A 12,998-nucleotide genomic window follows, 5' to 3' on the forward strand; every position below is an offset into this window, starting at 1 on the left:
TCCCAATGCTTTGTCCAAACGTCAGGTAAAAATGAAACCTATCCCGACCTCAAACGCTTCACAAGCTCACCCCCAGAAGCGCATTTCCATTGCCTCGACCATTGCTTTCGAAATGCCGTGATAGTGCTCTGCACTCGATTTCTGATGGCTGAGATCGAACACGTCGGCGAGCCCCTTGTGACAGTTCGCTTCAAGCGGCCGCATGCCCAATTGCTCGGCCAGCGCGACGCCCTGATTGAACCAGTCCTTGGCATCGCTCAGGTTTCCCCGATACAGATCCACCTCGCCCAGCATTCGCAGCGAATAGGCTTCGTTGGCCCGCTCCCCATGCTTGCGGGCCAGTTCGAGCGCGCGCGTTGCCGCCTTCAAAGCCTCACTTTCCCGGCCGAGCGAAAGGTAAGCCTCGCTGATGTAAGCCAGCCTGAGCGAGTGCCGGGCAACGAAACCCTTGGATTCCGCAAGCTCGATGCTCTGCTCCAAAACTGGAATTCCCTCGTTCGCGCGACCCGCCAGAGCCAGGGCATAACCGAAATGCAATGCAACGTAAGCAAAGCCAACGGGACTGTCTGCAAACGCGCCCGCCGCCAGCGCGCGTTCGAACGAGCGCAAGGCCCGGCGTAAGTTTCCCTGACGTAGGGCAACGACACCCAGTCCGATATGCGCGTATCCACAACTGAAGGGATGGCTCGCATTCTCGGCGATGCGAAGGGCATCTTCGCCGATATTGAATGCTTCGGAGAATTGTCCGGTGTCGGCGAGGCCCCAGGCGATGAAGCTACGCGAGAACGCCGCAGGCAGCACGAACATCCCGAAGCGTTGGCTGGCCAGGCTGCCTTCCAGATGAATGGCGTTCCAGCCAAAACGTTCGCGCGCCTTCTGATAGTCTCCCTGGGTGTGATGCGCCAACCCAAGAGGCAAATTAGTGACGACCTGGAGCGGCAAATCGGACTCCGCGACGGCGAGCGCCCGCTCTCCCGCCTCGATCGCTTCCCGGTACCGGCCCAGCATCCAGAACTGCTCGGTCAGATACGACTGCACCCATCCGTCGCGCTGCCTGTCACCGATACGACGAGCCAGTTGCTCAGCTTCACGCAGGCGCGAAGCAATGCGGGCGCGATCTCCGAGGGGCTGCAACACGTTGCGGATATCGAATCGGATATCGATCGCCTGTTCGATCGTTTCCTTGCTTTGCGGCAGCCCAGCCAACGCTTCGAGAGCTTGCTCGAAGAGAACCACAGCTTCGGGATAGGCTTCCCGGTCCGCTGCCTTGGTTCCCGCCTGACGCAGATATATTACGGCCTTCTCCTGAAGCCCGCCACGGAGCGAGTGATCAGCAAGACGTTCAACCTGCTCGCCGATGCGGCCGGAGTAGACCTTCTCTATCGCGAGAACGACGCGTTGATGGATATCGCGGCGCCGTTCGCTCCGCAGGCCTCCGTAAGCGACATCGTGAGTTAGAGCGTGCTTGAATGAATACCGAAGGTCGGGAAACAGCTGGGTGGGAAATACAAACTCGGCGGTCTGCAAATGGTCGAGAACGCCGCGGAGTTCGCTGTCGGGAAGGTTGCTGATCTCCTTCAGCAGCGAGAGCGGAACGTCGTGTCCGATGACCGCCGCCTCCTGCAGCAACCGCTTCTCCGCTTTCGGCAGCGCGTCGATACGGGCGGCGAGGACGGCCTGTACGGTGGGCGGAATTTCGTTTCCGGAGATCGGCTTAATGAGCTTGTAGTTCTGTCGAGATCCCTCCAAAATTTTGCGGTCGACCAGCGTCCGTACAAGCTCCTCTACGAAGAACGGATTCCCACCAGCACGATCGAGGACAAAATTCTTGAGGCTTTCAAGCGCCGGGTCCGACCCCAGCAGCGAATGCAAAAGCGTGGTGAGGTTTCCGCTCTCAAGAGGCTCAAGGCGCAGATTGCGGTAATTCGGCCGTCCCTTCCAATCGTCGTGGAACTCGGGTCGATAGGTTACCAGCAACAGCAGGCGCGCGTCGCGCGCGTTGACGACTATTTCGTTCAGCAGGCCAAGGGTGAGAGAATCGTTCCAGTGCAAGTCCTCGAACACCGCCACGACCGGCTGCACATGGTTCTCGCGCAACAGCAATCGGGTAATGGCCTGGTAGGTGTGCTGCCGGTGCTGGAGCGGATCCAGCGACTGGAAGGGATGCCCCGCATCCAATGCATCCAGCAGATCGAGCAGCGGCGGGATGACGTCCTGCAGCGATGGATCGAGCGCCAGAATTTTTTCGGTCACCTTCTCGCGGATCGACCTCGCATTGTCGCGCTGATTGATCTTGAAGTAGTAGTGCCGAAGCAACTCGATCACCGGCAAATACGATGCCGCATGGCCGTATGAAGCCGAGTTGGTTTCGAGGACCAGACAGTCTTCGGTCATGGACGAATGAACAAATTCGTGGATCAGGCGCGACTTGCCCATTCCAGGCTCACCGACGACTGCAACGACCTGACCGCGGCCGCCGCGGGCCTGATGCAGCGCCTGGGTCAGCTGTTGAATTTCAAGGTCCCGGCCGACAAAGGGCGTCAACCCGCGCGAGGCGGCCGCCTGCAGCCTTGTCCGCTCGAAGCCGCCTTCGGTGATCTCGAACACCTCAACCGGATGCGCAAGGCCTTTTATCGGCATTTCGCCGAGTGACTTGGCCTCGACGTATCCCTCGACCAGCCGGATCGTATCGGCAGCGGCGAGCACGGAGCCCGGCATCGCCATTTGCTCCATGCGCGATGCCAGATGGGCCGTCTGTCCGACGACGGTATAATCCATGTAGAGGTCGTTGTTGATTGACGAGACGACGATCTCCCCCGAATTGATCCCGACCCGGATCGTGATGGGTACGCCGTGCATGCGGCGGATCTCTTCCGCGTAGCGAGCGATCGTCTGCTGCATCCTGAGCGCGGCGTAGCAAGCCCGCACCGCATGATCCTCATGCGCCAGGGGAGCTCCGAACAGCGCCATGATGCCATCGCCCATAACCCTGTTCACCATGCCTTCATAATGGTGAACGGCTTCGAGCATGTGGTCGAGAACCGGGTCGAGCAGCCTCTGTGCTTCCTCGGGATCGCGATCCGCTATGATCTGAAGAGATCCGACGATGTCGGCAAACAGCACGGTCACCTGCTTGCGTTCGCCTTCAAGGTCGCGTTTCGTCGTCAATATCCGGACGGCGAGATGCTTTGGCGTATAGTTCTCGGGCGACAGGAAGCGGTTTACCGCACGATGCTCTTCATCGAGTCCAATCGGGTGCGCGCATTGAGAGCAGAATTTGGCGCCCTCCGACACGAAGCTACCGCAATCGGGACAGCGGCGGTCGAAAGGAGCGGCACACTGCTCGCAGAACTTGGCTTCAGGTCGATTGTCGTGTTCGCACCTGGGGCACTGCATCTGAACCGTCAGCTGAGCGGTTAGTACGCGACACAACATCCTACTTCGCCGGACGGCCGACAACAACCCGGAAGCGCGATGGACGGCATATCGGCCATCTACAAACCGGAAGAAGCGCGCGCCAAGCGGACCGAGCGGGCAGGCCTGCCAGGCTCGAAAAGCTCGTACACGTTGAGCCGGTTCACAGGCGCTATCTTGACGGTTCGAGCGATCGCCGCCGCCAATGAGCGGCGTTGACCGCGCCCGGCGGAACGTCGCAACGAATAACAGCCTCGACCTGCCGCACCGTCTCCAGCGCCTGGCTTTCGATCGCCGGCGGCGTCAGGCCGCCGATATGCGGGGTGGCGATGACGTTGGGCAATTTTGCCAGTTCCGGCGACGGCATCTGGTCCGGCGCGCGGCCGACATCCATCGCGGCGCCGGCGATGCGGTTGTCGCGCAGCGCTGCCGCCAGCGCGGCTTCGTCGACGAGATTGCCGCGCGACAGGTTGATGAAGAACGCATGCGGCTGCATCCGCGCCAGCGCGGCGTGCCCGATCAGGTTTTCGGTCTGCGCGTTGGCGACGGCAAGACACACGACGTAGTCGGCGCGGCGGAGCAGATCGTCGAGCGGCACGTGCCGGATGCCGGCATCGCTGACGGTTGCAAAAGGATCGGCGACCAGCACCTCCATGCCCAACACCTTGGCGATGTCAGCCAGATAGCGGCCGATGCTGCCATAGCCGATGATGCCGAGACGGCTGCCCGCGAGTTGCCGGCCCATCACAATCTCCGGCTTGCGCCCGGCGTGATAGTCGGCGGTGGCGCGCGAGACGCCGCGTGACAGGTCGACCATGAAGCCGAGCGCGAGTTCGGCGACCGACGGCACGAACCCCGGCCCCGCCCGCGTGACCAGAATGCCGGCCGCAGACGCTGCATCGACATCGACGTTGCGGATATCGACCGCGCAGCGGACGAAGGCGCGCAGGTTCGGCAGCGCCGGAAATATCTCGCCCGGCCCGGCAGTGAGGCGATCGGCGACGATGATGTCGACGTCGCCCGCGGCCTCGATCAGGCCCGCGGCGTCGAGCGCGTCGCTGGATTCGTGCAGCTTGACCTCGGCAATGGCCTGCAGGCCGCTGATGGCGCGCGCGCCGTAATATTGGGCGCGGGATTGCGGCGTGTGGGTCAGCAGGACTTTCAACGCAGGGCGCTTTCTGATCGAACGTTGCGGCCGGCGCATTTATGGCCAAACCGCCGCGGCGTGCAAGGCAACCCGGCTGCTACTTCGTCCGCGCCACCGTCGTGCCGTCCCAGTCTTCGCCGGCGGGATTGTCCAGTTGCTGCCGGCAGCGTTCGATCATCGCCGAGGAGGCCACATCATCACGGGTTTGCAGCACGGTCTCGAAGGCTGCGACCGCCGCCTTGAAATCGCGGGCGCGAAAAGCGGCGAGACCAGCTTCATAGGAGACCGCCCAGTCGGGCTTGCCCTCCAGCCCGCCGGCCATGCCAAGCAGTTCATAGATCTGCAGGCCGCCGGCGCGGCCATAGACGGCGAGCCGGTCGAGTTCGCGAACCACGATACTATCCCCCGCCAGCCGGCGCGTTTCGGGGCCGATGATGATGGTGGAGCCATACGCCTTGTTGGTGCCCTCCAGCCGGCTCGCGATGTTCACGGCGTCGCCGATCACGGTATAGTTCAGCCGCACTTCGGAGCCGATATTGCCGACCAGCATGTCGCCGGAATTGATGCCGATGCGGATCCTGACGGGCTCGCCGCGGTCGTCGACGAGGCCCGCCGCCTCCATGGCGCGCCGGCATGCCAGCGCCGCGCGGCAACAGTCGACGGCGTGATCCGGATTGGGCGCCGGCGCGCCCCAGAATGCCATCACGGCATCGCCGATGAATTTGTCGATGGTGCCGTTGTGATGTTGAATTTGCGCCGAGACGCCGTCGAAATAGCGCGACAGCAGCGGAATGATGCGGTCACCGAGCCGCTCCGACATGCCGGTGAAGCCGGCGAGATCGATGAACATCACGCTCATCGGCCGGATCGCGCCGCCGAGCCGCGCGCCGTTGCCGTCGCTGATCAGCCGCTTGACCAGATCGGCGGGAATGTATTTTCGGAATGCGGCCAGCCCCTGCGCCATGTCGCCGATGGCACCGGAAAGATTTTCGATCTCGGTCAGCCGCGACGGATGCCGCTGCACCTTGTCGAGGTCGAAACGCTCGACATGCCTGATCTCGTTCACCACCTTGATCAGGGGCGCTGCGATCAGGCGCTGGGCCAGCCACGCCGACAGCAATCCGGCGAACACGATCAGCACCGCAAGCCCGATCAGCAGATTGCGGATCGTCATCTGCACCGGGCCGAGAAATTCCGACTCGGGCACGACAGTGACCAGCGACCAGCCCGGGAATGAAATCGGCGTCAGCACCGCCTGATACGGTTTTCCGTCCCGCGTCACCTTGGTGTGGAACGGCTCGCCTTCGCCGGGGCTGTAGGCGCTGGCGTTCCGGATTGCATCCACCGCGATAGGAAACAGCGGGTGCTCGAGCTTGAGCGGCGTCAGCTCGTCGGCGTCGCTGTCGGGCACCGCGATCGGCGCGCCGTCACGGGTCAGGATGAAGGCGCCGGCCGATTTTCCCACGGTGAGCTGCGACAGGAAGTTCGAGACCCGCGTCAGCTCGATGATGATCGCCAGCACGCCGGCGCGCTTGCCGTCGACGTCGATCGGCGCGGAGAACACGGCGGCCGGGCGATCGCCGTTGGGGTGCGAGGTCAGGGTCGTCCAGTTGTCGTCGCCGGACTGCACCACCTCGCGAAACCATTCCTGATCGGTAACCGAATAGGTGGTGTCCTCGACACGGCTCTCTTTCAGAACGAGATCACTGCCGGCCAATTCGTAGCGATCGGTCCGCAGCTTGCGATCGGGAACGGTGATCTCGATCGTCTCGATGCCGTTGCCGCCCCGCTTGTGGCCGGCGGAGAACGATCCATCCGGCGCAGCGAACGCCACCCAGGAAATCGTCGTCTGCGAGCGCAGCTGCGAAACCAGCACCAGCTGACGTTTCCTGACGTCGTTGATGTCGATGACCTGCCCGGCGAGCAGCGTCCGCAAGGCGATGCGCGAGGAGCGCGCTTCCCCGGTGATCGACTGTAGTTCGTCGCCCACCGCCGAGACGATCTGGTCGTTGATGGTGCTGGCCAGGGTCTGGCTAACCTGGTGGGCGGTGCGCCACCATAGCAAATGCACGCCGACGGCGCTGACGACGATGGACGTCAGCACGAGGGCAGAAATGGCAGTGCGGATGCCAAGGCGCATGCCGGGGTCCAGTTTCGCGAGGCCGCTTATGGGCTTTACGCGACCATAGCAGCGTCCGTTTCGTCCGCGAGACCAATTTGGACACCCGGACACGGCTCTGTGACCGAACTTGAGCCGCAATGCCGACGAAACTTATCGATTGGCTGTTCCGTATGGGCAAAGACGGCGCTATGCCTTGCGGCAATTCTCGAAGGTCATGCAATGCAAGATGTTTCCATCCCGGCGGCCCTGATTGCCGGTCTCGTCAGCTTCCTCTCGCCCTGCGTGCTGCCGCTGGTGCCGCCCTATCTGATCTACCTCACCGGCGCGACCATCGAACATGTCGCCAATGACGAGACGGAGCAGGCCTCCAAGCGGGCGGTGATGATCTCGGCGCTGATGTTCGTGCTGGGCTTTTCCACGGTGTTCGTCGCGCTCGGCGCCAGTGCCTCGCTGGTCGGCGGGCTGATCCGGGCGTGGTCGGCCGAGCTGTCGATCGTGGCGGGAATCGTCATCATCATCATGGGCCTGCATTTCCTCGGCCTGACCCGGATCGGCCTGCTGATGCGCGAGGGCCGGATGCCGATGCCGAAACCGGTCGGGCTGTGGGGCGCCTACGTGATGGGTCTGGCCTTTGCCTTCGGCTGGACCCCATGCATCGGCCCGATCCTGGCGGCGATCCTGTCGGTTGCAGCGGCCGAGGCTACCGTCGCCAAGGGCGCCGGCCTGCTCGCGGTTTATTCCGCCGGCCTCGGCATCCCTTTCCTGCTCGCCGCCTTCATGATCGAGCAGTTCTCCTCGCTGTTCGCGCGCATGAAAAAGCATCTGAGCAAGGTCGAGCACGCCATGGGCGTGCTGATGGTGATCACCGGCATCGGCTTTTTGACCGGCGCCGTCTCCAATGTCAGCATCTGGCTGCTGGAGACTTTCCCCGCACTGCAAAATTTCGGTTAGTACCCGTAACAAACGGACGGGCCGCAGCGAAATGCTGTCGGGGCCGAACTGCCGCCATCCTGGCCGGCCGCGTTTTCGGCACGCCGGATTTTGGAACACCTCAGACCGCAGTCTCCTTCTGCGCCAAATACTTAGAGCGGGGTTCGCATGAATTTCATCATCCATCTTCTCATCCTGCTGCCGGCACAGATCGCGTCGCATTTTTCCTGGACCGGGCCGCTGATCATGCGACTCGTGGTCGGCTACACCTTCATGCTGGCGGGCTGGGGCAAGCTCAACAATCTGCCGCTGATGATCGAGAATTTCGCGGGCTGGGGAATACCTTTCCCGAACATCCTCACGCCCTTCGTATCCGCCGTCGAATGCTTTGGCGGCGCCATGCTGATCCTCGGCGTGTTTACGCGAATTCCCGCCGCGATGCTGGCGGTGGTCATGGTCGTCGCGATCATTTCGGCGAAATGGAGCGACGTCGACTCGCTGCAAGCGCTGCTCGGCTTCGAGGAAGCGACCTACTTTGCCGGCTTCATGTGGCTTGCCATTGCAGGTCCCGGTGCGGTGTCACTGGACCGCCTGCTGCTGAATGCGGCCGGCCACAGCGAGAAATCGACCTGATGCCTCACAATCCTGTGACAGCGGCGAAAGGCTGAGCCCGGATTTTGGCACGCCCGTAGCTGTCGACACGCCAGCTTTCGGGAGCCGCCATGAAACTCGTCCGCATCGTCGCCTTCACCCTCGCCACGCTCGCCTCGCCATCGTTTGCCGCCGATGGCCCGAAATGGAGCGAATGGAGCGATGACCTGTTCGCCCGCGCGCAGGCCGAACAGCGCTTCGTCATCCTCGATCTCGAGGCGGTGTGGTGCCACTGGTGCCACGTCATGGAGAAGACGACCTACGCCAATCCCGAGGTCAAGGCGTTGCTGGCCTCGAAATATCTGCCGGTGCGGGTCGACCAGGACGCCAACCCCGACCTGGCGAGCCGCTACGGCGACTGGGGCTGGCCGGCGACCATCGTGTTCGGCCCTGATGGCACCGAGATCGCCAAGATCAGGGGCTATATCGAACCGGAACGGATGCAGGCGCTGCTCAAGGCCATCATCGACGATCCCTCGCCCGGCCCTTCCGTCGGCGAAGCCCTCGAGGTGACGCCTTCTACGTCCGCCTTCCTCGACAAGGAACGACGCGCCGCGATGACGAAGGCGGTCGATGAAGCTTACGAGGAAACCCTCGGCGGCTGGGGCGAGAACCAGAAATACATCGACGCCGACAGCATGGACCTGGCGATCACCCGCGCCGAGGCCGGCGACGCCGCGGCCGCCAAGCGCGCGCGGCAGACGCTGGATGCCGCAATCGCGCTGATCGATCCGGTGTGGGGCGGCGTCTATCAGTATTCCGAAGGCGGCTCTTGGACGAAGGTGCATTTCGAAAAGATCATGTCGTTCCAGGGGCAATATCTGCGGCAGTACAGCCAGGCCTATGCGCTGTGGAAGGACCCGAAATATCTCGCCGCCGCGCGCAACGTCGAACGCTACCTCGCGGAATTCATGACCAGCCCCGACGGCGCGTTCTATGTCAGCCAGGACGCCGATCTCAACCATGACGTCGACGGGCACGCCTATTACGCACTCGGCGATGCCGAGCGTCGCAAGCTCGGCATGCCGCGCATCGACAAGAATCTTTACGCACGCGAAAACGGCTGGGCGATTTCGGGGCTTTCGGCCTATTACAACGTCACCAACGACCCCAAGGCGCTCGAGAACGCCGAACGCGCGGCGAAATGGGTGATCAGTAACCGCGCGCTGCCGGAGGGTGGCTTCCGTCACGGCGAGAAAGATCGCGGCGGGCCATTCCTGGGCGATACGCTGGCAATGGGCCAGGCATTCCTCGATCTCTATGGCGCCACCGGCAATCGCGACTGGCTCGCTTCGGCCGCCAAGGCCGGCGATTTCGTCGCGACATTCCGTGACGATGCCGGCGGCTTCGTGACCTCGAAGACCGCGGAAGGCAAGACCGGCGTGCTCGCAAAGCCCGCCAAGCTGATCGACGACCAGGTACAGGTCGCACGGTTCATGAACCTGCTGAATCGATACTTCGGCAGCGAAGGTTATCGCGAGCAGGCCGCCCACGCGATGCGCTACCTCGCCAGCGCTTCCGCAAGCCTGATGCGCCCGATGCCCGGCGTTCTGCTCGCCGACGAGGAACTCGCGGTCGAGCCCACCCACATGACGATCGTCGGGCACAAGGATGACGCCCGCGCGAAAAGCCTGCATGCCTTGGCCCGCGCGCTGCCGGCCCGCTACAAGCGGCTGGAGTGGCTCGATCTGCGCGAAGGCAAGCTGCCCAACCCCGATGTCGAATATCCCGACCTCGGCGAGCCCGCGGCGTTCGCCTGCAGCAACCGGATCTGCTCGTTTCCTTCGTTCAGCGCCGAGGAGTTGAAGGCCACGGTCGCCCAGATGGCCAAGCTCAAACCCGCACGGGGATAATGGGAATCTATTGTGCAATGCAAACCCGCGGCTCGTGCGGCCGGTCTGATCGGTCAAAGCGGCATGCTTTCCAGCCGGTTCGCGCGACCACCGCCATGTCGCGACGCAAGGAAATACTCCAGCGCCGCCGCGGTTAGACATCGACAGGATGTCCAATCCAAAAAAGGAAAATTTTCTTTCGAAGCTCTGTAACCAAACCGCCTGATGCCCCGTAGCTAGTCCTTGATGCGCGCTCAAGTCACGGCCCGTCGGCCTCCGGCGGGTCTTCATGACCTGATTGCACGTCCACCTGCCCCGGCGTTGTGGACCGGCGACCGACGGTCGAAGGATATTCACGGCGTCACGTCCTGTCTTCCAACACTCATCGAGGAGATCGTCATGAAGTTGAATTCCAAATCCGGTGCCACGCTCGCCGCTGCTGCCGCCACCCTGTTCCTCGCCGGCACGGTCGTGTCGACGGTGTCGACGCCTGCGAACGCGTCCCAGGGCAAGTGCATGGCCGGCAACGCCTGCAAGGGCCAGAGCGCATGCAAGGGCGCCGCCAATGCCTGCAAGGGCAACAACGCCTGCAAGGGCAACGGCTTCTCGATGACCTCGGAAAAGCAGTGCGCCGCCACCGGCGGCAAGTTCGTCAAGGGTTGATCGGCGGATCAAGCACGAGCGAGGGCCCGGCCAGCCGCCGGGCCCTCGTGGTTTCGATCCGGCAGCTGCAATAAATTCAGCCCCGCGTAACAATATCAAACTCGCCCGCGTAGCTGTCTCAGGGTGCCGTTCGTCAGCTTGAGCTGTCGCTGCTTGCGGGCGGTGTACCCTCACACTTCTTCTGGAGGATACAAATGAAGATGACATCCAAGTCCGGCGCTGCGCTGGCTGCCGTCGCGGCCACCTTGTTCCTGGCCGGCACCACTGTCTCGACCGTGACCCATGCCGCCGGCGAAGGTAAGTGCGTCGGCGCCAACGCCTGCAAGGGCCAGAGCGCATGCAAGGGCGGGGCAAATGCCTGCAAGGGCCAGAACGCCTGCAAGGGCCAGGGCTTCTCGGCCATGACCAAGGAAAAGTGCGAGGCCGCCAAGGGCAAGTATATGCCGTCCTGACGACGGCCAGATCGGGGCCCGGTGTAGGCCGGGCCCCGTATCCATGATAGGTTGACGGCACAGTTTGGGAGACGCCGCCTCGCTTGGCGGTGAAGCGGAGACGAGATGAACGTCGCAAGCAGATTACCGGACAGCTCGGCGGCGGCGCTTGCAGACCGTCCGGCGACATCGGCCAAGCCGCCCTTCCTCGGCTTCGGCCTCGGCCTGCGCCACCAGCATTACGACGAGATCCTCAACGGCAATCCGCCGATCGACTGGTTCGAGGTCATCAGCGAAAACTACATGCTGCCCGGCGGCCAGCCGCTGCGCACGCTCGACCGCATCCGCGAACGCTATCCCGTCGTGATGCACGGCGTGTCGATGTCGATCGCCTCCACCGCACCGCCGAATTTCGATTATCTGCAGGCGCTCAAGGAGCTCGCAGGACGCGTCGAGCCGAAATGGATATCCGACCATCTGTGCTGGACCGGCGTTCACGGCAAGAACCTGCATGACCTGCTGCCGATCCCCTACACCAAGGAAGCGCTCGATCACGTCGTCAGCCGCGTGCAGCTGGTGCAGGATTTTCTCGGCCGCGCCATCGTGCTCGAGAATGTCTCGACCTACGTCCAGTTCAACAATTCCGAAATGACGGAATGGGAATTCCTGTCCGAACTGTCGCGCCGTTCCGGGTGCTGGCTGCTGTTCGATGTCAACAACGTCTATGTCTCGGCCTTCAACCACAGCTACGATCCGATGACGTTCCTGAACGGCATTCCGGCGGATCGCGTCGTGCAATTTCACATGGCCGGCCACAGCCACATGGGCACCCACATCATCGATACCCACGACCATCCAGTGTGCGAGGATGTCTGGGAGCTCTATGCCGCGGCCCTGAAGCGCTTCGGCCGGGTCTCGACCATGATCGAGCGCGACGACAACATCCCGCCGCTCGACGAGCTGCTGCTCGAAGTCGCCAGGACGCGCGAGATGGCCGAAAGGGTCTTGCCCACGATATGAGCGACTTCGCACGACAGCAGGCCGAGTTTCAGCGCGGCATCCTCGACGGCGACGAGACGGTGCTGGCCGAAATCCTCGACAGCCCGCGCGAGAAGCGCGACGTGCTGTTCGGCGTGTATCGCTACGCCTATGGTTCGCGGCTGGTCGAGGCCATGCGCAACGACCACGAGCTGCTGCATCTCTACCTCGGCGACGAGATGTTCGACGAGATGGGCCACGCCTATGTGAGGGCACGCCCGTCGGGTCACCCCAACCTGCGCTGGTTCTCGCAAGGCCTGCCGGAATTTCTGAAATCGACCGCGCCCTATGCCGGGCATCCTGTGCTGTCCGAACTCGCCGCGCTCGAAAAAGCGCTCAGCGACGCCTTCGACGCCGCGGAAGGCAAGGTCGTCGAATTGAACGACATGGCGGGCTTTGCGCCCGAAGCCTGGTCGGACCTGCGGTTCGTGCCGCATCCCACCGCGGCCAGGCTGGATCTTGCGACCAACGCAGCCGCGATCTGGCTGGCGCTCAAGAGCGACGAGACGCCGCCGGAGGCGGCCACGCTGGAAGAGCCCACTCGTCTCCTGATCTGGCGCCAGGACGTCACGCCAATGTTCCGCGAGCTTCCGGCGGAGGAAGCGATGATGTGGGACGAGGCTGCGGACGGCATTCCGTTCGGCGTGCTCTGCGAAATGTTGGCGACTTATGATGATCCCGACAGCGCGGCGGGCCGCGGCGCGGGCTATCTGCACGGCTGGATCACGGCGGGACTCTTGATGGACGTTTCCGTCGGGTCGTAGAGGGGC

At 63.1% G+C, this 12,998-nt stretch carries 10 protein-coding genes; 7 read left to right on the top strand and 3 right to left on the bottom strand.

Annotated elements, in window-relative coordinates:
• Window positions 1-66 precede the first annotated feature (66 nt).
• From QUH67_RS28010 to QUH67_RS28020, 3 genes are all read right to left on the bottom strand, one after another.
• Window positions 67-3,435 (bottom strand): ATP-binding protein, encoded by a 3,369-nt coding sequence (locus tag QUH67_RS28010; RefSeq protein WP_320416105.1) that lies wholly within the window; start codon window positions 3,433-3,435, stop codon window positions 67-69.
• A 151-nt stretch (window positions 3,436-3,586) separates the two neighbouring features.
• Entirely contained in the window at window positions 3,587-4,579 is a 993-nt protein-coding gene (locus tag QUH67_RS28015) for a hydroxyacid dehydrogenase (RefSeq protein ID WP_300942695.1), read from the bottom strand.
• Window positions 4,580-4,658: 79 nt separating this feature from the next.
• Complete coding sequence (locus tag QUH67_RS28020) at window positions 4,659-6,701, bottom strand: adenylate/guanylate cyclase domain-containing protein (protein WP_300942696.1); 2,043 nt, start codon at window positions 6,699-6,701, stop codon at window positions 4,659-4,661.
• Window positions 6,702-6,902: 201 nt separating this feature from the next.
• Here QUH67_RS28020 and QUH67_RS28025 point away from each other — a divergent pair, with 201 nt between their 5' ends.
• From QUH67_RS28025 to QUH67_RS28055, 7 genes are all read left to right on the top strand, one after another.
• Complete coding sequence (locus QUH67_RS28025) at window positions 6,903-7,634, top strand: cytochrome c biogenesis CcdA family protein (RefSeq protein WP_300942697.1); 732 nt, start codon at window positions 6,903-6,905, stop codon at window positions 7,632-7,634.
• A gap of 147 nt (window positions 7,635-7,781) precedes the next feature.
• Window positions 7,782-8,246, top strand: a complete 465-nt coding sequence (locus QUH67_RS28030; RefSeq protein WP_300942698.1) for a DoxX family protein — start codon at window positions 7,782-7,784, stop codon at window positions 8,244-8,246.
• An 89-nt stretch (window positions 8,247-8,335) separates the two neighbouring features.
• Complete coding sequence (locus QUH67_RS28035; protein WP_300942700.1) at window positions 8,336-10,117, top strand: DUF255 domain-containing protein; 1,782 nt, start codon at window positions 8,336-8,338, stop codon at window positions 10,115-10,117.
• 378 nt (window positions 10,118-10,495) lie between these two features.
• Window positions 10,496-10,759: a BufA2 family periplasmic bufferin-type metallophore gene (gene bufA2, locus QUH67_RS28040; RefSeq protein WP_300942701.1), complete on the top strand. Its 264-nt coding sequence runs from the start codon at window positions 10,496-10,498 to the stop codon at window positions 10,757-10,759.
• A gap of 194 nt (window positions 10,760-10,953) precedes the next feature.
• Window positions 10,954-11,211 (top strand): BufA2 family periplasmic bufferin-type metallophore, encoded by a 258-nt coding sequence (bufA2, locus tag QUH67_RS28045; protein ID WP_300942703.1) that lies wholly within the window; start codon window positions 10,954-10,956, stop codon window positions 11,209-11,211.
• 105 nt (window positions 11,212-11,316) lie between these two features.
• Window positions 11,317-12,210 carry an MNIO family bufferin maturase gene (bufB, locus tag QUH67_RS28050; protein ID WP_300942704.1) on the top strand — a complete coding sequence of 298 codons (894 nt, stop codon included), beginning with the start codon at window positions 11,317-11,319 and terminating at the stop codon, window positions 12,208-12,210.
• On the top strand, window positions 12,207-12,992 hold the full coding sequence (locus QUH67_RS28055; RefSeq protein ID WP_300942705.1) for an HvfC/BufC N-terminal domain-containing protein: 786 nt from the start codon (window positions 12,207-12,209) through the stop codon (window positions 12,990-12,992). Before bufB ends, QUH67_RS28055 begins: the two co-directional genes overlap by 4 nt.
• The last annotated feature ends 6 nt before the right edge of the window (window positions 12,993-12,998 follow it).

It is taken from the genome of Bradyrhizobium roseum, assembly GCF_030413175.1.
Lineage (GTDB): Bacteria > Pseudomonadota > Alphaproteobacteria > Rhizobiales > Xanthobacteraceae > Bradyrhizobium > Bradyrhizobium roseum.